Raw genomic sequence first — 20472 nt, forward strand, 5'->3', positions numbered from 1 at the left:
TGCTTTGCAACTGGCTAGTCATATCCGAAATCGTCGTTTTGCTGATTCTTCCAGGCGTTTTCTATGGTTTTTGGGCTTGGATGCTTTTCTGACTATTGTCTATTGACGCATTGAGTAGCTCTACCAACACTTGAAGTAACTGCTGCACATCATTGCTTAGATCGCCGTAGGTTTGCGACACATTCTTCTCCTTTGATGGTGGGCGATTGGTGGTTTGCGGGACATTCTTTCGTTGACGATGCCTTCCGGCCCGCTGTTGAGTGCGTTGTCATTCCACATTCCCTTGCGTGCCCTGTCACTTGATCATTCGTTTTTGCATTAGTTCTTTTGACTACTTTTTCTCTTCGAGCAACTTAATACTGCGCTCATGATGGTGTACTGGCATCTTCTTCGCGATGAGAAAGTTTTGCATCATCCCGGTGTCTTCATGCGGAAGAATGTGGCAATGGAACACGGCCTTGCCAGTCCACTGCTTGAACCGCAATCGGATTACGGTTGCCGTATTTTGAGCGACCCAGATTGTGTCCTGAATGAGGCGATGAGGAGGCACGATTCCTGCGACAGAGACCACTTCAAAGTTGTTGACGTGAATATGAAAGGGATGACCTTCCGAGCCTCCACGTGCTGCGTCGGGGACCTCAATGGTCCATTCTTCGCATGTGTCCAAGAAGACTGTGGTGGGAATCGCAAACTCATCATAGAGTTGGTTGTTGATACGGAAGTCTATACCGACCGTGGGATTCTGCTTGCCGGGAAAGAGCCCGCTGAAAACGAAGCGGCGCTTGCGTACAATCTCAGCGTCGCCGATAGGTGGATAACGTGTGAGAGTTGGAAGATTGAGCGGAAGGTCCATGGTCATGGGTTCGCCCTCGACTTCAATGGTGGCGATGGTCTTCTGCGCAGCTTCGAGGAATTGTGCCTTCTGTGCGAGTTGCAGGATGTGGTATTTTCCGGGCTTAGTGGATGCCTTGATCAGAAACTCTGCACGATTAGCCGGGGCAAGTATGACTTGTGGGGCGTTCGGAACGTACTCCTTCACCTCTGGATGATCAAAGTTATTGCCATCCATGCCCAGCAAATGCATCGGATGATTCTCAACCTGGATGGGCATCATAAGGTCGGAACAACCATTCAGCATCCGGAAGCGTGCGACTTCGCCAGGGCGCATTTTGAAAACAGCAGGCGTTAACTGACAGGAATGGGGCGCGGTGGGATTATCGGGGTTGTGCCGTTCTCTGAAGTATGGTGCCCCATTCACCAGATAGAAGCGCAGGTGGTAATCGCCAGTAGTAAAACCGCATGTCTGCGAAGGATTTGTCGGCTTACCGTCGATGGTGACGCTACCTGATGGATACTTATACTGGTCATACTGATCAGAACTATAAGTCTGCCAAATGGCATTCTGGCGAGGCTCATAACTCTCCGCATAGTCGGCGTGTGGCTCATCGGTCTCGAAGAGACCAATGTCTTGAAGGACGATTCGATAGTCATGCGCCGCCTTGATCTCGGGCACCTCATCAATCGCTCCCTTGATGATGACTCCGCCGGCCATGCCCGACACCGCCTGGACTGCCGTCGCGCCATGCGCGTGCGGATGATACCACCTTAGCCCCGGAGGCTGATCTTGGGGGATGTCGAACGTGTAATCCTTGTACTCATTAGGCCCGATAGAGATCATTGGCGCGGCACAGTCGCTGGTACCGGGTGGGTCAAAGATGTGGGTCGCGACGTCGAGGCCGTGCAGGTGCAGATTCGTGTGGTCCAGCATGTGAGGTACATTCATTTGTCTTGAATCCCATCCGCTGGAATCGTAAGGAGTGAGCAGGTTCTTGAGGCGGATTTTCAGCTTAGTTCCAGCCTGAACAACGATGAGCGGACCGGGTAGGCAGCCGTTATAAGTACGGACTTTCACCTTAACGCCGTCGAGTGTCATGATCTTCCACTTGGCCTCGAGAGTATGGTCCGGAACGACATACTCCTCGTCAGGCCGCAGGGGAAGCGGCGGCGCTTCTTCCATCGGCATGTGGTGCGGTGTTGGTTGCTGCGCATTCATCAGTGGAGCAGCGGTACTGGCGGCAGTTCCAGCCGCCAGCGCCATGAAATTACGCCGGGATACATTCTTCATTTGGAGACCTTCTTCTGTATGGCGGCCTCGGCTGCCTTACGCGGGGGAGTGATTTGGTTAGGGTCCGTGCAGGTCTGCGGTGCACGATCGGTGTTGTAGTAGCCATACTGAGTGAATGCAACTTCAAGCTGCAGAGAAGTGTCCATAGTGAAGGCGTCGCCATACTGGCCCCCTGGGAACCTTTGCGGGGCAGATTGATTCTGGAAGTAGGCTGCGTTCTCGAGCGAGTACGCCTGGCACATGCCGTTGAAGCCGAAGCTTGGCGGAACATTGGAGCCCATGATGCCAGGGGTTCCCTTAGGTGCTGCATAAGCGCTGGCGTGACATGAGGTGCAGGAAGATTGCTGGTTATCGACCGGACCAGCTAGGCGATCCTTACAACCAAGGTGCTGGAAGGTGGCGGAATCGGTGTTGATGACGCTCTGCTGCAGGGGCAAGCTGGCAGATAGCGGAACGGCAGGAAAGGTCCACGGATCGGAACCCCATTGCAAGCCCACGGGAACGATGTGATCCCAGAAGGTGGTGCCGGGGGTGTTGCCGTCATAAGCGAAGGTGCCATACACCCAACCCGTTGGTGAGCGTCGATCGACAACGGCGACATCGACCTGGACGACATGGTCGGACTGCACCTCACGATCACATTCGTAACCATTGGCCTTCGTGTATTTGTGGCGATCGACCATCCATTCGGGTGACCCACGAAGGAAAGGAACGCAGTCGACGGGAATGTTGGAGGTAAGAATCTTGACGACGACAGTTCCTGTCGGGAAAGGCAGGCCAGCCGGAACTGAGGTCCCCAGATACTCTCCCATTTGCGGGACGCCACTTGTGGGTATAGTGCGACCGAGGGCGTAACCGCCGAATTCGTTGTAATAGCCAACGGACCAAGATTCAAAGCCCCAGGGATAGTCGGTCTTGCACGATTCCTTCTCACCGACCATAAAAAATTGAACATGTGGCCCCTGTTGTGACCCTTGCACGAGATCACCAAGTGTCGCAGTACGCTCGTTCGTGGTGCCATGCACGTACTCGCGGCCGGCAGTAGGGTCGTAGGCCATCCACGGCACGTTAAACCAACGAGTTTTACCCTTGACTGTGGTCTTCCAGCCAATCTCGTTCGAGAGCTGCGGGTCTTGGTCTTCCTTCACATAGTTGAGGATGGCGTTGATGTATTCATCCCAGTGTTGACCATGCCACTGCGGCGACTCGACCTTCTTAGAACCAGCAGGGAATTGTGTGGCGAAATTGACGGGAATGTTGAGCCACTCGCACTCCTCACATTTTGCGGGAATGCTGTGCGGGTAGGTATGGCTAAGCTTGAAAACAGGCGTTGTGGGCTTTTGGGGCGCGGGAACAACCGCGTTGCGGAAGGCGATGGATGCTGCACTCTCCTGCTTCGGAATCGGGAGTTGGCCCGAGGCAGGAGTCGCGACTATGGCGATCACCAAGGTTGACAGTAAATTTCGAATCGACATCTCGTGCTCCTGAGTGGACGAGTTAGTTGCAAGCGTGCGTACGACTGCATTGTCTTGGCGCAGTTAACTCGCGCTGATTACCTGCCGCCGTTGGTGGCTAGCAGCTCTAAAACATACTTGTAGAACCCCTGAAGGTCCGCGAAGCTGAAGAAGACGTTCTGCGGCTTCTCTGCTCCGAGAGTGAGCGGCTTGTGGATCCAGCCCTGCTCGAAGCCCCACTGCTCAATAGTGAGCGGCATGGTGGTTGCAGGTGTATACAGGTCGGGGCGTGTAAGCCAGCAGGTAGCTGTGACATCCCAGAGGCGATAAAAGGGCTCGCTGGCAACGAGGCTATATGCTTCATAGGCAAGCTGCGAGTAGCGATACTTTTCACCCTGTTGCTTGAGCGCGTTGCGGAACTCCGATGTGACCGGAGCGGAGTCGCTGATGTCCAGTGGGAACATGTTGATGCCCCCGAAGAGGCGGAAGATAGTTTCGACCGAGTACGGATCCCAGAAGGCATTCCATTCAGCGTGCGTGTTAGCGACGACTGAGTTGATGGTTTGCGGGTCCAGATTGCCGCTGACATCGATAGCTCCGCCCATCCAGACGATCTGACCGACGCCTTTGGCGAGCGAGGGCTCCTTACTGAGAGTGTCGACCAGCGGGGTCACAGGACCGGTCATGAGAAGAGTGAGCGGGCGGTTTGTGAGGATAGCTTCACGCAAGAGCTTTGCCAGGAGGGCTTCGCCGTCGGGCGGTGGCGTGGGCACCTGCGGGTTGTAGCCTTTCAGAATAGAAAGCTCATTAAAGCAGACACAGTCCTTTCGGTAGGCCCACGGAAAGGCATTCCATCCGCGGGCGCGGCTGAGCGCCACCGGGATTTCGGTGCGGCCCATGAACTGAAGAAGCCTGGAGGAGGCTTGCATGGCTGGTTCAGCGATGCAGTCTGCATTGATGATAATGATGCCGAGCAAATCGATACCCGGCATGACACTAAGCAGCATCGATGAGATGAACTCATCGACGGCTGCATCATGGAGGAGGACAACCGGGATGCGGGTTCCGGAAGCGGGCATACTTTTTGAAGTTGTCATCATGTCCTGTACGCACAAGAGTTTGCTCAACGCAGGACAAGGGAAGGGAGCAAGCGAACAGGACAGAAAGAGGTACAGGGTGCAGCCTGCGAACGCCCGGCGGATATCCCATTGTTTGGCTCAACCCAACGGGAATCTACTCCGGCGAAGGAGTTCAATGTGGACGCGTGATCAGTACGCGTGTGACATGAGTGGAAGATGGGGAGAGAGTAAATTGAGGCAGGTAAGGAGTTACAGCTCAGCAAATGAATCCTGACCGAGATGATCGCACGAGCTATTACGGGAACAATGCCCTAAAGGTTGTAGCGCTGATTTGTCATATTGTGACCGCCGAATGAACCGTTTGTTGACACGAGAGCATCCCAGCGAGAGTCTGACGCATGAACAGATCCTCGTCTCCGCTAACAAGTTGCGGTTATGGGTTTATAGAACTCGAGCTGCTGATGTGCATACATAGGGGCATCACCTATTAGCTTGACGGTGATTGGGTCCTCTCCAACATCGTGAGGCATGAAATAAACGAGAGCTTCTGAGCATCAAGGGCTTGCGGCATTGGCGGAACCAATGTCGCAAGTACCGTCGCCAACCCAAAATTTTGGCGGTTTTCGTTATCAAAAAACTTTCCACCATCTAAAAGCAACATTCAGACATGTCAGCACAACAAAGGAGATTCGTTCGTGAGTACAACTCTCAACAATGCTAAGCAGACTGACCCTCTAACCACGTCCGGCGCAATCAGCGGTGACGGAGGTGGCGGTGGCGTTCTATTCGATGGGCTACCGTCTGGAATACAGAGCGCCCTTTCAACGATTGCTGACTTACTCAACAATCCCGACAATAACGGTCAAATTGCCGGATGTATCCGCTCGTATCAAAACGGAGCATCGGATTCGGACTGGTTTAGCGGCGAGATATCGCAGATCAAGGATTAGTGAATATGGTGGGGTGAGAAAGCTCCTTGGAGTAGCGCATGTGCGGTCGGTACTGTCGACGGAGTGACAAACAGAAGATCGCAGAACACTTTCGCGCGAAGCCGGAACCGGCCGAGCTGCCGATGCCTGACGCGGATTACAACATCGCGCCGACGACCTATCAGCCCATCATCCGGCAAAGTCGTGGGACCGGCGAGCGAGAAATGATCCTGGCACGTTGGGGTCTTGTGCCGTTCTTCACGAAAGACCTGAACGACGTCAAAGGGCTTTCGACGATCAATGCTAGAGCGGAGACAATCACGAAGGCTCCGAGGTGGCGCGAGCCGTTGAAGAAACGTCGCTGCCTGGTCCCGGCCAGTTTGTTCCATGAGTGGCCGAAAGAAGGGAAGCCACCGAAGCAGCCCTACGCAGGTTTGAATGCCCCATCGCTTATCTTCGAACTTTGCCCTTTGTTCTGGTTCGATATTCTTTATGAGAACGCTGCCGGAACCATCCCTGCCGAAAGGCACATGGCCGGGGCAACGGAACGAAGACGGGAGCCGAGAGGCTCCCGTTCTTTTTTACGACGAGTTTCTATGGGCGATAGACATGGCATGATTATGACAAATCAGTTCAGTCCCAAAGTGCGAAGCATACGATTGCCCAATTCTTACCTATCCCCGGAAGGGCGCCTATATCGTAGCCGACGCTAACACCTTGTCCTGCTCCTACGTTGTCCGCAATAAATTCGCCACCGCCGAACAATTGAATGACAATCCTCTTGTTGTTTCCATCGTAGGACTGTAGATAACTAAGTATTTGATTGGCCATCGCGTCAACTTTGTTCACATCGAACATCTTTTGACCGGCAAATTGAAGTGCTGTGTATTGGACGAACGCTCCTAGAACGTCTACAGTTATTGCATTCCCGCCTGCATCTTTCGATTGCAAAGCTTTAAAAGCTTCGTTGATCTCACTCTCGCTAATGGGAGTGCTATTGAACTTAGACTTGGCGTCATTCACAGCGGTTGGAAATGCCATTGCCTCTGATCCTTTCGGGGTGAAGGTTGTGGTCGTACCGTGTCTAGGAACGGACACGCTGGGGAAAGCGGAGAGGAACCAAACCTTCCGCACAGCGATCATAGTTTTTGCGCTTGTAACAGGCGGTAAATCGGTAGTTACGGAGGTCTGTAGACCCTCGGGAACGATAGTCACACGCCGCTGCATCACGCTCGTGCACTAGATCTTTGTTTCATGTGTCTTTACGCGAAAATCGACGTGCGTTGGCTGGTTATACGCCGCACGGATGACAGGTCCCTAGCTCCGCCATGTCCGGGGATAAACAGCGTTTTTCTTCACGATGTCTTCGACTGCTGCTTGGTTGAGGTAACGCATCGAAAACGACGGTTTATGAGTTCCTCTGAATCGCTCCATAAGCTATGTCACAAACAAACAGAGCGAGAGTCGAATGCATTGGGGAACCGAAACTCGGTTTGAATATCTTGGAAGAGTTGCTGAAAGGAAGCTGAACCAGCCGTTCCCTGAAAGTGGGCTTGGGAAGCGATAAGGCCGTAGTTTCCCAAAACGAGACTTTGCAGGAGGTTGGAGAAATGTATGATGAGCAAGGGCTGGGTTAGGCTTCCCGATGAATGACGAGACATCGAACAGTGTATTCATAAATCTTTTGCAAATAGGGGCAGCCGCCGCTGGCTCGTTTATTTTCTTTTTCTTTGTCGTTCCTAATCAGCCGGGTAGAGGCGGCGCAGCGGTCGTCTTTGCGCTAGGCGGAATCATGGCGATGAGAGCATGCTGGAACCTAAGTCATCATGCCTCGTTCTGGCTCACACTTGCCGCTATATTTGCCATCCAAGGAGGTCTGGTGTTCTTTCTCCCTTGGTCAACGGAGAGATTTCCCGGCATCATCCTTCTTCCACTCGGCCTTGCAGACTTTGTTATCGTGTACGGCATCCTAAAGCTCGTCCACAAATTCCACACCCACGGGTCTTGAAAAGCCAAGTGCGAGATCTGCCCTTCTTCCTCTTGAATGTAAATCAGTTGCAGGCCCAACGTGTGCCAGAAGACGCACTTTCACTCGATGTGAGTGTTAGGCCCACCCTTCGCTACAACAAGTGCAAAGCCATCCATCCCTGAAACGGGGTTTTCGGAAACTTCAAATCGAACTTGCCGCAAACCGGACTTTCCGGGAGCTACACAGTGAATGCGACCTGCTACGATCCAGAAATGCATTCGGCCCCAGAGCGATTCATGCGCGGAACATTTCTTGCGTTTGGTATCGGAGCAGGTGTTCCAGCGTTTTGGGGCATTGTGGCCATGCTGCTCTTCAATCTTCCAGAGGGATTAGCCAGCCGTGTGTTCTGGAGCACTGTTTACATAACCTGCCCGTTTTGGGTTATCGAAGGGCCATCCGCAATTATCCTCATGCCACTTCTGAATGGGTGCTTATATGCGCTCTTAGCCTTTGGCGCGGCCAAGGGTTACGCCTCCTTGCGCGAGACGCAATAGACTCCCGAAAACGGCGTTTTCCGGAAACAACGCCAATTTATCGAGTCCACTATTGAGCTCTATCCAGAACCATAAACGGCTCTAACACCTCACAGCCATGAGATAGTTTGCGATTGACGCAGCAGAGAGCCGAATCTGCGAAAGTTGTTCTTCAGAGGATATGCTTAATGTTCCAAGTTCCCATCCGTCACGTTTGACGGTCAGCGGGACCCCGCAGACGCCACGTATGGATGCCAACTCGCCGACCAAGACTACTTGGCCGTGAAGGGGGCGGGCATCGGTTCCTAAAGTCGCCGACAAGAATCGCAAAGTCGCATTCGCTGTGGCATTTGGCGTGGAGTGTATAGCGTGCCCCGTAATCAGCGGCTGCGCAAAGATACGGGCGTCGGGAAGCGCGCGACGGGTTACTTCATACGCTTCCTCGATCTGTTCGCCTTGCAGCAGTTCAAAAACAACGGATTTTAATTTGGCAGCTCGTTGCGCAAGAGGTACTTCCTTGCTCCGCTCGATCAATGCCGCAAGTGAGTTCACGATGGTGGGGTCATTTGTCTCCACCTTTACACTGCTCCATAGCGGCACCATCCATATGCCGCCGGGAGAGGTGCAGATAGACGGTGGTGTGATCGAGCGAGGCATGGCCGAGCAGCACCTGGATGGTGCGCAGGTCCGCTCCTGCTTCAAGCAGGTGGGTCGCATAGCTGTGGCGCAGGGTGTGCGGGGAGATGTGCTTCTCGATCCCGGCAGCCCGTGCCGCGCTCTGACAGGCGAACCAGGCCACCTTGTCGGTGATGGGCACATCGGCTCGCCAGCCATCGACCAGACCCGGAAACAGAAAGGTCTTCGGCTTCATCCATCGCCAGTAGCCGCGCAGCTCTTCGAGCAGGGCGGGACTAAGCTGTACATCCCGGTCGCGCCTGCCCTTGCCCTGACGCACATGAACCACCATGCGCTCGCTGTCGATGTCCGAGGTCTTCAACTGGCATAGCTCGGTCCGGCGAACTCCGGTCGAGTACAACGTCATCAGCATGGTGCGGTGCAGCCGGTTGGCGGAGGCGGCCAGCAACCCGCCGACCTCCTCCCGGCTGAGCACGGTTGGGAGCCTCTCCGGCAAGCGGGGAAACGGCAGGTGCTCCAGCATGTGATGTCGCTTGAGCGTCTTGACGTAGAAGAACCGCAGCGCGGCCACTCGCTGCGCCACCGTCTTCGCAGCCAGCTTCCGCTCACGAAACAGGTAGAGCTGGTACTCCCGGATATGCTCCGCTCCAAGCCGGTCGGGAGTACGATGAAAGTGTTCGGCAAACTGCTTGACCGAAAACAAGTAGGCTTTTGCGGTTCCAGGGGAATAGTTGCGGCGCTCGAGTTCTTCGAGCATCCGGTCTCTGATCTGAGTCATAAGAAGTACCTCCTATGACTCAGATCATGCCGCCGCTCCAAGCCCTCCTTCCATCGCCACAAATGCAGCATCCGCCACGCCAGCGGCTTAGTTCAAACGGGGTTTTCGCCAAGTTCACCCGGCCCAGAGACGCGCCAACGCGAACTTGGTCAAAACCCGACATTTCAGAGAACATCAGGAAGTCCCGGCTCCATAGACGTTTCCAGTGATCATCATCAGTGGCTCGATACCTTACGCAAACGCGTGATCAACCGCTCTCACAAAATACATATCCGGGGCGATCATTCCGTTCCGGTTCGACTCTCTCCTGGAAATCGGAAGGAATTGTCGGCCCGAAGTTCGATCACGTGGCGAACAGTGGCGTTCTCCTTTCCGGCGTCAATGACGGCGTCGCCGGATAAGTAGGTCAATTGTGTGGGTGCGGCAAGCCGAGTACCCGCGGCTTCGACAATCTCAGCGATCTTGAGGATGACGTCTTGGCGAATGGCCGTGAACTCTGCCCAGTTATTCGTTTTAACATACGCCCACAACTCCAGATCGAAGGAAGCACCGGCGAAATTCGCGACGCGAATTCTCGAGGTTCCAGTCTCGATCATAGGTTGTTGATCGAGCATGCTCTGCACGCGATCGAGCACAAGGCGTAACTGTTCGGCCTCCGTCTCAATTCGCAGAGAAAAGTGCTGATTGAGGAGGCATTTTTTACGAGGCCCAAAATTCTCGAACTGCATTTGGGAGAGCAATCCGTTCGGAACCACGAGCAGGCTTTGATCGAGGGTTCGCAGCTTTATAGAGCGTAGGCCGATGTCTTCGACCGTGCCGAATTGATTACCGATTTTGCAAAAATTGCCAATATGTAAAGCCTTGTCCATTAGCAACGAGACCCCGCCCAGAAGATTCTCAAGCGTTTTTTGCGCAGCGAAGGCTATCGCCAGTCCTCCAATGCCGAAGCCAGCGAGTGCGGTCCCGACGTTCAATCCGAACAGAGCCAATGCGGCCACGAATGCAACGATGAACATTGCTACGCGCGTCAGTCGCTGCACCACGATCAGGATCGACTCTCCGCCGCGGCGATGCGCCTGAGTTCGTTTCACTGCGTGTTTGAAGCCTTGATCAGTGATGTTGCTCACAAGCCACGCCACGCTAGCCACTAGGAGAGCAGCTATAAAACGAACGTAGAAGACGCGATACCGAAGCGGTGGCTGAAGCAGGTAAACAAAGAAGGTATGCAGCAGGATCGCAATGATGCACCGCAGCGGCAATCCGAGCGGTGTGTCCCAGATTGTTATGCAGGGAACCTTTCGGAGTCTGCACCAGATCCGTCTGGGCATGCTCAACAGGAGCGCCAGCAGCCATACTACCAACCAAGAGACCAGGATCGAGAGCAGCCACCCGAGCCATTGCCTGAAGGACATTCCTAGTAGTTGCACGCCGCCCAAAGTCCAAGCCGTGATTCGATCCTTCAATGCCGGCTTTTCGGCTTCCATCTGGGCGTAGAGCCCGGGTATTTTCGCAACCGTCTCCTTGGAAAGCAGCCAGATTTTTCCTGACTGCGGATCATCCACACGTACGAGGATCACGTCAACGGTCGTGCTACCTACTTTATAGACGCCAGCACGCACATGGTCGCTCGGCAGTCCAGCTTCAACCCAGCTGCTGGGCTCATTGCTCAACAATTCGATGTTGCCTTCGAACTTTGTGTGCAGTGCCAGAAGTTCTTTGCCTAGCTGCACCGGGTCCGCTCGCTGGCGACTATCCAGTTGCATGTAACGAGCAGCGGCCGCATAGTCCCGGCGTTCTTCTCCATACTTCGCAAGACCCATCATGGTGCCCCGGGGAGTTTCCCGTCCGAGCGGGTCGGCGATTGTAGCAGGCTCAGCTTTGGCGGGCGGAGGCGCAGAAGCCGGAATCTGGGCGAGAGACTGCGCACTTAATCCTATTAGCAAGAAAACCGACAGGACTATGCGGAGAGCACAGAAACTAATAAGCGGCTGGCTTACCCCTCGTCGTTGCTTTCTGGGAAAAACCATCTCTCTCATCCACGTCGGTCCGCATCCATTGTCTGTCAGTTCACGAGTTGCAGAGCCATCCGCTCATTGACGAACTATAGTGGCCCGAGGCTGCATAATCTGGTAATCACCGTTGTTGGCTCGAAAGTCTTGATCCAACAGCGGGTTGCCGACGAAGTGGCCTTCATCGATTACATAACAACAGCTTGCTTCGACTCTGTCAGCGCCGGCGTCGAGTAATCCATCTAATCAATCCATCGCTTCTGACAAGAGCGTTTAGCTCGACGATGCTACAAGCCGTCTGATGCAGCTGTAGTTTGTGAAGGCTCTAGGTCCCTGCGATGCCTTTGTTCTGGAGGATTCTGACGACTACGCGGCGGTTCTCAGCCTGGCCTTCCGCTGTTTTGTCGGAATCTACCTGGGAGGAAGTACCCATGGCACCGGGGGCGAGTATGTTGGTGAGGGGAATACCGCCATCCTGCTCGAGAATCTCAGTGACGGCGTTTGCGCGTTCGCTGCTGAGTCTCTGGTTGAGGGCGGCGCTGCCGACCGCAGAGGCGTATCCCTGCACCTGCAGGATGTAGGCCGTGATTGCCTTCGCCTGCTGTGCCAGCTGCAGGAGCTTTGCCTTGTCTGCGCTGTCGACGGTGGTTTTGCCGTTGGCAAAGTAGACGGTGGCCTCGCCCAGGATGTTGTAATCACCAAGCTCGCCGAAGCGTTTGTTGGCGGCGGCGATTGCGGCTTTGTTGGCGGCAATCTTCTTCTGCTCGGCCGTGAGCTGGGCTTGTTGGGCCTGAAGAGCAGCCTTTTGCTGGTCGACCTGCTGCTGGGTTTGCTGAAGTTGCTGTGTGGTGGGCTTGAGGCCTGCCTGCGCGTCCATGGCGGCTTTGAGGTCGGAGCCTTTGAACTTGACGCTGTCGGCGGCGAGCTGGTTCTGGGCGTTCATGCTTCCGCTGACGTCAACAGGAAGACCGGGGATGAGAGAGGTCATCGGCATGTCTTTCTTGCGTCCGTGGAAGACGCCTTCAACCTCCTGCACATTAGTCGTGTCGGAGAGGAGAACCGTGGTGTCGGGGGAGTCGACTACCTTGATGGACATGGTGGCGCCGGTTCGTCCGTCGATGATTCCTTTGATCTGGGTGGATTGAGCGATGGCCGGGGAATTGGTTAGAAGGAAGGTTGTTATGAGGAGGCTGGGGAGCGTCAGGGACCCGGCGAGACGTGGCTTGCACATGGTCGTTACCTCGATTGCCGATAAGTGTACCGCAATGGCGAGATGGTGGCGGTTGCTGTGCGAGATGTCAGTGGAAGTGTCGCGGGATAAGCTAATTTCCGTGGGTGGGCCAGATCTTTGAACGGGGATAAGGAGCGATATGAAGAAGGGTGGCTCTGTTGCATTAGTTGGCGCAGACGCAACTCGCTCGTAACGATTTGCAGATCGGGCAGCAACATCGAACAGCTTGTTGATGAATTGAATTTCGCCGGCGACCTTAGGCTTGCAGAGGAGGCAATGGCGGCGGCGGATCCCAAGATAAGGGTCAAATCGCTCGTTTGAGTCACTCTTTCCGTTTTGAAACGCAACACCGGGAGCATCAACGCCTTTTCCCAGGATCAGTATCATCCTTAATGATGAGTGGGGCCGCGACAGCAAAGACAATGATGAGTGGGGCCCCGACAGCAAAGGCCATCTCCAGGGCCTTCAATCTCATGGGCATATGATCGCATTACTGCCGCGACAGTCAAAAGCTGAGGAGTTCTCAACCCTTGTGCATGAACTTGCGCACTTATGTTGCACAATGCCGAGCGGCGCACCGCCACCACCAAGACAGTTCGCGAAACTGAAATACACTTCAGGACGGCGGGGGACTTTTCAAGCCACCACGGGGACTGCTTGCGGATGGCCGCTACTCGGCTAAATCGATATGTCAAGGTACGGAAAGTTATGGTATTGTTCGAATCCGAGGGCATGCGCCTAATTCAGGGCGATTGTTCGCACCGGTAGTTCTCCCAGTAGCGCGGGTTGTTGTGTTCCTTATACATTTGTTCGTATTTGTGAGGTCAGGTAACCATGACCCAGTCCAACGAACAAAATCCGAACAGCGTGAAGCGCGTCTTGATCGTAGGCGGTGGATTCGCCGGCCTGAACTGCGCCCGCAAGCTGGCTGCGAATCCGAATGTTCGAATCACGTTGCTTGACAAGAATAACTATCAGCAGTTCCAGCCGCTGCTCTATCAAGTGGCCACCGCGATCCTGGGTCCGGGCAATATAGCTTTCAATTTGCGCGGAACGCTTAGGAGCCACCCGAACGTAGACGTGAAAATGACAGAGGTCGTCTCGATCGATCTCAACACGCGTACGGTGGACACCGCTGAGGGGCAGCACTATGAGGGTGACTTTCTGGTGCTGGCCGCCGGCTCGCAGGCAAACTTTTTCGGCACACCGGGAGCGGACGAGCACAGCTATCCACTGTACTCCCTGCACGATGCTGAGCGACTACGGTCACGCATCCTGGCCATGCTCGAATCCGCGGATCGCGATCCCTCGCTCGTTGCCAAGGGAGCGCTCAACTTCGTCATCGTAGGCGCTGGCGCTACGGGCACGGAGATGGCAGGTGCGTTTGGGGACATGCTGCAGTCGTCGCTGAAGAGAGGGACCCGCGACAAGGCTTATAAGAACCTCGCCGTGGACCGGGGGCAGATTCTCCTGGTGGATGGGGGCCACGCGGTGTTAAGTACGTTTTCCCCAAAGGCCCAGACATACGCTGCCAAAATGCTTGAGGAACGCGGAGTGCAAATTCGCCTGGGCACACGGGTGAAGGAGGTTGGGAGTGGGCACGTGGTGCTCTCAGACGGCACCAGGATTTCTACGCACACCGTCATCTGGGCAGGAGGGCTCAAGGCTGCGTCGTTATCAGACAACTTGGGGGTCAAGACTGGGCATGGTGGCCGTATCGATGTTGAAGCCGACCTTACGGTGCCGGGTTTAACGGGTGTTTATGCCCTGGGAGACTTCGCCAATATCGCGGACAAGGACGGTAGACCGCTGCCCCAGCTTGCTTCTGTGGCGGAACAGTCTGGCAAATGGTCCGCCAGGAATATCTTGTCGGACATAGCAGGAAAGCCAAGAGACCCGTTCCACTATTTTGATAAAGGCATCATGGCGATGATCGGACGTAACTCGGCCGTGGCCGAAGTCGGTGAGCATCGCCACGAACTTCAAGGTGCTATCGCGTTCGCGGCGTGGCTCGGAGTGCACGCCGCCCTGCTATCCTCCACTCGCGCGAAGATCGAGGCCTTTTTGGAGTGGGCCTGGGACTATTTCGGAGGGGCGCGCGGTGATGCGGTTCTAGACCGCGCCGAAGAATTGCAGATCAACTGGAACGATGACGGGGAAGAAAGGATTTCCGCAGTGTCGCCCGCAAGCAGCCAAACAGACAAGACGTCTTGACGTTATGGCAGGCGTGATACTTTCGGGCGCGGAGACTTTGAGGTGTGAAGATGAAGGCGACGCAACTGCTTCACGACCTAGGTCAGAGTTTGTGGCTGGATAACATCACTCGCGACCTGCTGGATAGCGGTACCTTAAAGCGTTATATTCACGAGCTATCCGTAACCGGGCTGACCTCGAACCCCACAATCTTCGATCATGCCATCAAAAACAGCACATCGTACGACGCGGCGATTCGCCAAAAGTTAGGCGAAAGCAGGTCGGCAGAAGCGCTGTTCTTCGAACTTGCTATCGAGGACCTGCGACGCGCCGCCGATCTGTTCCACCCCATTCACGAGCAAACCAAGGGTGTAGACGGATGGGTCTCATTGGAAGTGTCGCCTTTGCTGGCCTACGACACCGCGAGTACCCTGACCGCAGCCAAGGACCTGCACAGCCGAGCGGCACGCCCCAACCTGTTCATCAAGATTCCTGGTACCCAGCAGGGCCTGCCCGCCATTGAAGAGGCGATCTTCGCCGGTGTATCGATCAATGTTACCCTGCTTTTCTCGCGTGAGCATTACCTGGCAGCGGCCGGAGCGTACCGGCGCGGCATCGAGCGCCGAATTGCCGCCGGGCTGCAACCCAACGTTGGCTCCGTGGCCTCGGTCTTTATCAGCCGCTGGGACGTGGCTGTCATGAACAAAGTGCCCGAAGCGCTGCGAGACCGTTTAGGAATCGCGATCGCCAAGCGTACGTACAAAGCATACCGTGACCTGCTGGACACGCCGGATTGGAAGCGAATTTCGCAAGCCGGTTACAACCCGCAACGGCTACTATGGGCCAGCACCGGAACCAAGGACCCCAAGGCCTCCGACGTCCTCTACATCAAGGCCCTGGCCGCACCCAATACGGTGAACACGGCACCAACTCCACAATCCGGCGCTTCTCCGCCATGCTGCGATGTACCCGCTGCGTCCGCCTCCGCCCTACAACTTCCCCACGTTCCATGGCCGCATCATCACCCCGCAGCTAACAACTAATCCAGTGGGGAAGATCACACGCTTACTGCTCCTCCATCCACGTTATGACTCCAATGTGGGCGAGGCCCAACGCGCCGCCGCCCTCAAGAACAAGTCCGAGTTTTGGATGCACCTTCTCGTGCTTGAAGAGTTCCTGGGAATGCACACTGCTAGCGGCTGCTATGACGCAAAGTGTGAGCCATGCTCGCGCGCCTCGACTTTTCATGATTGCCTTTCCAATTTACGTCGTGTTGGATAACGCGCTCACTGCTGCCTTCGGGCCCTTAGACAGAGATTTTTCGGTACGTTTCAGACAGGAACTTAAGGACTTGTGCCCTAACCCAGGGTGTCAGAAAGGGGGGACGACGAGCAACGAGGAAAATATAGAACCTCTCATCTTCATATAGTTTCCTCGCGAAAGCGTTTTAGTTTGATGCTCAATTTGACCAATGAGTGTATATGGCCATTTTTCCCCAATCAGAAGAGGTAAAGCGCAATGGGTACTCTCGTCCCCACGTAGGCCTAATCGTCGAGTAGTTGTCGGTATCTTGCAGAATAGTGTGATTTCTGGCACTTGAGACACCTCAACCTAGACGCTCATGTACCCTTGTACCTCAAAGAGCATCCGATAGGAGGTTGCGATACAAATGAAATCTTTGAGTGTCGATAAGACCTAGTTACTGAGTCGCAGATGCAAAGGTAAAAAACGAGAGATGCTTAGATGATCGATAGCAAGACACTCGAGCTTCCACCTGCACCCGCTAAGAGATCGAAGTTTCTCTTAAGAGCTTGTAAAGCGCTCGCCGTTGGGATTATGTGGTTCGGACTTCTGTTGCTTAATCTTTGGGCTGTTGCCGCTATTTACGTCGATTCTCGAATTGCATCAATGCGCATTGTGTTCGTTGTTATCTATCTTGTTGTAGAGATCTTGCTCCTAGTCACGACTAGGCGACGAAGGGGTTTCTATTCGCTCATCTGTCCTTGCGTGGTCCTGGTATGGTGGCTAAGCCTGAAGCCGGTAGATGATGCAAATTGGCGACAGGACGTAGCCCGAAGAGCGTGGGCCGAGATTGACGGAGACAAGGTTACGATACATAACCTTCGTAACTGCGACTACCGCTCCGAAGTTGAATACACGAATTGCTGGACTGACCGTACATTCAGCCTTTCGGAGCTTCGGGGTACGGATTTTTTCTTCATCAATTGGGGAGTGCGTTGGATCGGTCACCCAATTGTGAGCTTTGATTTTGGCAATAACCAACATCTTGCGTTTTCAATTGAAGCTCGCTACCGGCCGGGGCAGGCCTATTCGGCGATACTCGGTTTCTTCAGGCAATATGAATTGATCTTTATTGCGGCTGACGAACGCGATGTTATTCGGCTACGGACCAACTATCGCAAGAATGAGGAAGTCTATATGTACCGCACAAGCGCCCCCGCGGATATTGCTCGGAAGTTTTTCCTGACTTACCTGGTCTATCTTAACCATCTTCGTGATCATCCAGAGTGGTATAACGCAGCAACGAAGAACTGCACAACTACGCTCAGTGGTCAGCTGACTGCTGACCTCCCGAATCCGAAGCCCTGGACATATAGGCTCCTCCTAAACGGAAGTTTGGATGAATTGCTCTATGAGCGTGGGCGGCTGGTGACTGATGGCCTACCCTTCGAGGAACTAAAACGGCGGGAGCACATTAACCCACTTGCACAAACCGTCGATCAATCTCCTGATTTCTCCGGGCTCATTCGAGCAGGGCGGGTGGGCTTCTGAACCGTTCCGATCGTCGCTTGCTGAGGATACCCATGTCTTGGCTAAGTCAAGTTCGGAATTCGCATACTTCTACCGCTTCCTCGCCGACGAAGTGTGGCAGTCTGAGCCCAGCCTCGTCCTGACACAACCTCTCGTCGAGCACCCATACCTCGTGTGTGGCCACAACTACTATCACTCTCCGAAGACCTCGCCGCCGACACCATTCCAATGGTTCCTTGAGCACAAGGCTTTTGAGCCCGCCAGAGATTTGCTTGGCTATCGGCTTCCCTGTTTCCGGCTCCGTCGGAGCCCCCACCAACAACCTCGGCGGCTCCACCACCGTGGGCTGGTCCTTTTACTAGGCTAAGATGGTGCGCACCTGATTCTGACCGCTTCTTCAGGCAGTCAAGAACGATCGCACTGTCCAGGAGATTATGGGCAAATAGCTTCGCACACAGAAAGCTGAGGGGGAACCAGTGGAACCGAGCACGCATCCGCACATCGACCCGCCTACTCACCCAAAGACCCGCCCCTTCCTTCTCATGGAGTTCTGTCGTGGTCCTTTTTGCGAGGCTGCCAAACTTCACACTCGGCTACGACCTCAGCTACATTGCCCTGATTCCCTCGCCCACCGGCAAGATCCGATTCGCCGCCAACCGACCGATCAGATTCGGTGAAGCCTACAGCATGATGACAACGCCGGAAATGTAAACACAATCAATTAAGAGAAAAACGATGAAAATCACAAAAAGAGACACGAAGCGGATTGCCGCGGTTTGGGCCGTTGCGTGTGTCGTGTTCATACAGCTGGCCTCGGGACAGAACCTGCCGCCGGCGGGAGCCGTGCCTGTTGAGATCGAGCGGCGCCTTGAAGCGCAACAGCAACAGATCAACGACCTTCGCAGGCTCGTTGAAACGCAGCAAAGGTTGCTTGAAAAGGCGCTTTCGGCTGCGACACCTGTCCCGACACCCGTCCCGGCACCGGTGCTGGCACCTGTCCCGACACCCGTCCCGGCAGCCGTAGTTCCCTCCTTTCCGGATTCGGCTCCCATCAAGGCCCCCCTCTCTCTGGAGATTGGCGGCACATCGATCACTCCGATTGGCTTCCTCGATTTCATGCAGGTCTGGCGTTCCCACGTTGTATCAAGCGGGGTGCCAACCAATTTTGCGGAGATCCCATTCAGCAACACCGTGTTCGGCGCCCGGCGCCAGACGATTTCTAGCGCCGCGAACTCACGGATGGGCGTACAGATAAATACCAAGGCGTTTGGTACGAATGTTTTGGGTGTGGTAGAGACGGATTTTTTGGGTTTTCAACCGGGCAATGCCACAACTACCTCCAACGCCTACGGGATGCGTCTGCGGCTTGCTTTCGCCGACCTCCAGAGAGGCAAATGGGAGATCCTTGCGGGTCAGGCCTGGAGTTTGTTGACGCCCGGCCGCAAGGGGATCCCTGCTTTGCCTGGCAATCTGTTCCTCACTCAAGATTTGGACCCGAACATCCAATCAGGCCTTGTGTGGGCGCGTACTCCCCAATTCCGCGCACTTTACCATCCTTCTTCGATAGTATCGATGGGTGTGTCATTTGAATCCGGGGATGCGTACGCCGGCGGGTCGGCTGGGGCCGGCGCGATAACTCTCCCCGCAGCATTCGCTCCTGACTACTTCGGCCAGGTCAATACGGGGGAGCGGTGGTCTCGCGGTTCCGAATCCGAACTCGGATTTCATTACGAAAATAGCTGTCGATCCCAAGATTGGTGATCGCGCGATACATTTCGAGGTCGGGGGCCTGATAAATCGATTCACTTTCTACAACCCGTCGGTGAGCAAGAGTTTCAGCACCGTCGGGGGCGGAGTCGCGTTCAATGCTGGGTTTGAGGTGTTGAAGAATCTGTCATTGTTCACGAACAACTTTTATAGCAATGGCGGCGGCCGTTTTATCTTTGGGGAGGGGCCGAACCTGATTATCAGGGCCGACGGCTCTCCATCGCTGGTGCAGGCCATGTCCACGGTGAACGGCCTCGAGTACCAAGTGAACCCGAAGTTGAAAGTCTTCAGCTACTACGGCGCCACGTACCTCGGCAGGAACGTGACGATCGATCCGTCGACCGGAAAGCCAGTCGGCTACGGGTACACAGGTTCTCCGAACAGCCAGAACAGAACTATCCAGCAGGTCACTGGAGGTTTCACACGGGTCTTTTGGAAAAACCCAAACTACGGCGCATTCCAGTTCAGCGGCCAGTACTCCTGGGTGGCTCGACATCCTTGGTACGTGGCGCCCCACCAACCTGATAGCGCCGATTTAAACATGCTCTATCTTGGCCTTCGCTATGTGCTACCGGGAAGTCCGCCCGTAAAGTGAGCAGTTCTCCTAAGATCCGAATTGAAAACAGGTAGATGAAGTGATTGGGATTAAGGATCCAGAGTATGCGGGACAACATGCCGCGGGTCGCTCTGTCCGTCGGAGGCCGAGGCGATGCGCAACAGCCGGGATCTCCCACTCTGGTGATGGAACATTCGGAGTTCGAGAGCGGTGGGATAAACGTGCTCTTCTAGACTGTAGCTTTCGACTTTAAATGGCGCCGAGTTTCGGAATTATTTGGCGTAGTATTTCGGGATTAAGTGGCGTACATGGAGCCAACTTCTTCGCCAGGCTCCGCGTCAACCGACTCATGTGAAATGAGTTGAAGGTCTTTATGCCTTTTAAGCCTCGGACTAGTAAGAGTTGCTTTGACACGCAGTTCAACCCTTTGAAGCCAGTGTC

The 20472-nt window shown here is 54.7% G+C and carries 19 protein-coding genes and 1 pseudogene; 11 read left to right on the forward strand and 9 right to left on the reverse strand.

Annotated elements, in window-relative coordinates:
* Positions 1-331 precede the first annotated feature (331 nt).
* The 3 genes from BDD14_RS27400 to BDD14_RS27410 all read right to left on the reverse strand — a co-directional run bounded on the left by BDD14_RS27400 (position 332) and on the right by BDD14_RS27410 (position 4679).
* Entirely contained in the window at positions 332-2125 is a 1794-nt protein-coding gene (locus BDD14_RS27400) for a multicopper oxidase family protein (RefSeq protein ID WP_130424130.1), read from the reverse strand.
* The gene (locus BDD14_RS27405) at positions 2122-3600 is read right to left on the reverse strand and encodes a hypothetical protein (RefSeq protein WP_130424132.1); all 1479 of its coding nucleotides are present in this window, start codon (positions 3598-3600) and stop codon (positions 2122-2124) included. Before BDD14_RS27405 ends, BDD14_RS27400 begins: the two co-directional genes overlap by 4 nt.
* A gap of 77 nt (positions 3601-3677) precedes the next feature.
* Positions 3678-4679, reverse strand: coding sequence for a nucleoside hydrolase (locus BDD14_RS27410; RefSeq protein ID WP_130424134.1), 1002 nt, complete (start codon positions 4677-4679; stop codon positions 3678-3680).
* A gap of 674 nt (positions 4680-5353) precedes the next feature.
* Between BDD14_RS27410 and BDD14_RS27415 the strand changes: the two genes are divergently transcribed.
* A complete protein-coding gene (locus BDD14_RS27415) occupies positions 5354-5608 on the forward strand; it encodes a hypothetical protein (protein WP_130424135.1) in 255 nt (84 codons plus the stop codon).
* A 38-nt stretch (positions 5609-5646) separates the two neighbouring features.
* Positions 5647-6300 (forward strand): SOS response-associated peptidase, encoded by a 654-nt coding sequence (locus tag BDD14_RS34820; RefSeq protein ID WP_130424137.1) that lies wholly within the window; start codon positions 5647-5649, stop codon positions 6298-6300.
* Here BDD14_RS34820 and BDD14_RS27425 read toward each other — a convergent pair.
* Complete coding sequence (locus BDD14_RS27425; protein WP_130423805.1) at positions 6221-6628, reverse strand: hypothetical protein; 408 nt, start codon at positions 6626-6628, stop codon at positions 6221-6223. The two genes, BDD14_RS34820 and BDD14_RS27425, sit on opposite strands and share 80 nt — an antisense overlap.
* 604 nt (positions 6629-7232) lie before the next feature.
* On the opposite strand from BDD14_RS27425, the gene BDD14_RS27430 reads away from it, so the two are divergent.
* Both BDD14_RS27430 and BDD14_RS32115 read left to right on the forward strand, forming a co-directional pair.
* Positions 7233-7595: a hypothetical protein gene (locus BDD14_RS27430; RefSeq protein WP_130424139.1), complete on the forward strand. Its 363-nt coding sequence runs from the start codon at positions 7233-7235 to the stop codon at positions 7593-7595.
* 206 nt (positions 7596-7801) lie between these two features.
* Positions 7802-8110: a hypothetical protein gene (locus tag BDD14_RS32115; protein WP_165420341.1), complete on the forward strand. Its 309-nt coding sequence runs from the start codon at positions 7802-7804 to the stop codon at positions 8108-8110.
* 81 nt (positions 8111-8191) lie between these two features.
* Here BDD14_RS32115 and BDD14_RS27435 read toward each other — a convergent pair whose 3' ends face one another.
* The 4 genes from BDD14_RS27435 to BDD14_RS27450 form a co-directional block, all read right to left on the reverse strand.
* A complete protein-coding gene (locus BDD14_RS27435; protein WP_130424141.1) occupies positions 8192-8665 on the reverse strand; it encodes a hypothetical protein in 474 nt (157 codons plus the stop codon).
* Positions 8652-9503: a tyrosine-type recombinase/integrase gene (locus BDD14_RS27440; protein ID WP_130424143.1), complete on the reverse strand. Its 852-nt coding sequence runs from the start codon at positions 9501-9503 to the stop codon at positions 8652-8654. Before BDD14_RS27440 ends, BDD14_RS27435 begins: the two co-directional genes overlap by 14 nt.
* 281 nt (positions 9504-9784) lie before the next feature.
* Positions 9785-11326, reverse strand: a complete 1542-nt coding sequence (locus BDD14_RS27445) for a mechanosensitive ion channel family protein (RefSeq protein WP_165420342.1) — start codon at positions 11324-11326, stop codon at positions 9785-9787.
* Between the two features lie 511 nt (positions 11327-11837).
* Entirely contained in the window at positions 11838-12743 is a 906-nt protein-coding gene (locus BDD14_RS27450) for an OmpA family protein (protein WP_130424147.1), read from the reverse strand.
* Positions 12744-13212: 469 nt separating this feature from the next.
* On the opposite strand from BDD14_RS27450, the pseudogene BDD14_RS33425 reads away from it, so the two are divergent.
* From BDD14_RS33425 to tal, 3 genes and pseudogenes are all read left to right on the forward strand, one after another.
* Positions 13213-13352 (forward strand): annotated as a pseudogene (locus BDD14_RS33425) (DUF1738 domain-containing protein); the annotation flags it as partial.
* 225 nt (positions 13353-13577) lie between these two features.
* Positions 13578-14957, forward strand: a complete 1380-nt coding sequence (locus BDD14_RS27460; protein WP_130424149.1) for an NAD(P)/FAD-dependent oxidoreductase — start codon at positions 13578-13580, stop codon at positions 14955-14957.
* Positions 14958-15007: 50 nt separating this feature from the next.
* Positions 15008-15979: a transaldolase gene (gene tal / locus BDD14_RS27465; protein ID WP_130424151.1), complete on the forward strand. Its 972-nt coding sequence runs from the start codon at positions 15008-15010 to the stop codon at positions 15977-15979.
* A gap of 22 nt (positions 15980-16001) precedes the next feature.
* On the opposite strand, the gene BDD14_RS27470 is transcribed toward tal, so the two are convergent.
* Complete coding sequence (locus tag BDD14_RS27470; protein ID WP_130424153.1) at positions 16002-16184, reverse strand: hypothetical protein; 183 nt, start codon at positions 16182-16184, stop codon at positions 16002-16004.
* A gap of 495 nt (positions 16185-16679) precedes the next feature.
* On the opposite strand from BDD14_RS27470, the gene BDD14_RS27475 reads away from it, so the two are divergent.
* The 4 genes from BDD14_RS27475 (at position 16680) to BDD14_RS27485 (ending at position 20070) form a co-directional block, all read left to right on the forward strand.
* On the forward strand, positions 16680-17729 hold the full coding sequence (locus BDD14_RS27475; RefSeq protein WP_130424155.1) for an Lnb N-terminal periplasmic domain-containing protein: 1050 nt from the start codon (positions 16680-16682) through the stop codon (positions 17727-17729).
* Between the two features lie 534 nt (positions 17730-18263).
* Positions 18264-18419: a hypothetical protein gene (locus BDD14_RS32120; protein WP_165420296.1), complete on the forward strand. Its 156-nt coding sequence runs from the start codon at positions 18264-18266 to the stop codon at positions 18417-18419.
* 24 nt (positions 18420-18443) lie between these two features.
* A complete protein-coding gene (locus tag BDD14_RS27480) occupies positions 18444-19469 on the forward strand; it encodes a hypothetical protein (RefSeq protein WP_130424157.1) in 1026 nt (341 codons plus the stop codon).
* A 61-nt stretch (positions 19470-19530) separates the two neighbouring features.
* Positions 19531-20070 carry a hypothetical protein gene (locus BDD14_RS27485; protein ID WP_130424159.1) on the forward strand — a complete coding sequence of 180 codons (540 nt, stop codon included), beginning with the start codon at positions 19531-19533 and terminating at the stop codon, positions 20068-20070.
* The last annotated feature ends 402 nt before the right edge of the window (positions 20071-20472 follow it).

Origin of the sequence: Edaphobacter modestus, assembly GCF_004217555.1 — a bacterium.
In the GTDB taxonomy this organism is placed as follows: Bacteria; Acidobacteriota; Terriglobia; order Terriglobales; family Acidobacteriaceae; genus Edaphobacter; species Edaphobacter modestus.

Excerpts from the sequence above, each read along its gene's own strand:
- BDD14_RS34820 (WP_130424137.1), top strand. The coding sequence starts at position 5,647 with ATGTGCGGTCGGTACTGTCGACGGAGTGACAAACAGAAGATCGCAGAA.
- tal (WP_130424151.1), top strand. The coding sequence starts at position 15,008 with ATGAAGGCGACGCAACTGCTTCACGACCTAGGTCAGAGTTTGTGGCTG.
- BDD14_RS27425 (WP_130423805.1), bottom strand. The coding sequence starts at position 6,628 with ATGGCATTTCCAACCGCTGTGAATGACGCCAAGTCTAAGTTCAATAGC.
- BDD14_RS27440 (WP_130424143.1), bottom strand. The coding sequence starts at position 9,503 with ATGACTCAGATCAGAGACCGGATGCTCGAAGAACTCGAGCGCCGCAAC.
- BDD14_RS27405 (WP_130424132.1), bottom strand. The coding sequence starts at position 3,600 with ATGTCGATTCGAAATTTACTGTCAACCTTGGTGATCGCCATAGTCGCG.
- BDD14_RS27460 (WP_130424149.1), top strand. The coding sequence starts at position 13,578 with ATGACCCAGTCCAACGAACAAAATCCGAACAGCGTGAAGCGCGTCTTG.
- BDD14_RS27470 (WP_130424153.1), bottom strand. The coding sequence starts at position 16,184 with ATGAAAAGTCGAGGCGCGCGAGCATGGCTCACACTTTGCGTCATAGCA.
- BDD14_RS27410 (WP_130424134.1), bottom strand. The coding sequence starts at position 4,679 with ATGATGACAACTTCAAAAAGTATGCCCGCTTCCGGAACCCGCATCCCG.
- BDD14_RS27475 (WP_130424155.1), top strand. The coding sequence starts at position 16,680 with ATGATCGATAGCAAGACACTCGAGCTTCCACCTGCACCCGCTAAGAGA.
- BDD14_RS27480 (WP_130424157.1), top strand. The coding sequence starts at position 18,444 with ATGAAAATCACAAAAAGAGACACGAAGCGGATTGCCGCGGTTTGGGCC.
- BDD14_RS27450 (WP_130424147.1), bottom strand. The coding sequence starts at position 12,743 with ATGTGCAAGCCACGTCTCGCCGGGTCCCTGACGCTCCCCAGCCTCCTC.
- BDD14_RS27400 (WP_130424130.1), bottom strand. The coding sequence starts at position 2,125 with ATGAAGAATGTATCCCGGCGTAATTTCATGGCGCTGGCGGCTGGAACT.
- BDD14_RS27445 (WP_165420342.1), bottom strand. The coding sequence starts at position 11,326 with ATGATGGGTCTTGCGAAGTATGGAGAAGAACGCCGGGACTATGCGGCC.
- BDD14_RS27430 (WP_130424139.1), top strand. The coding sequence starts at position 7,233 with ATGAATGACGAGACATCGAACAGTGTATTCATAAATCTTTTGCAAATA.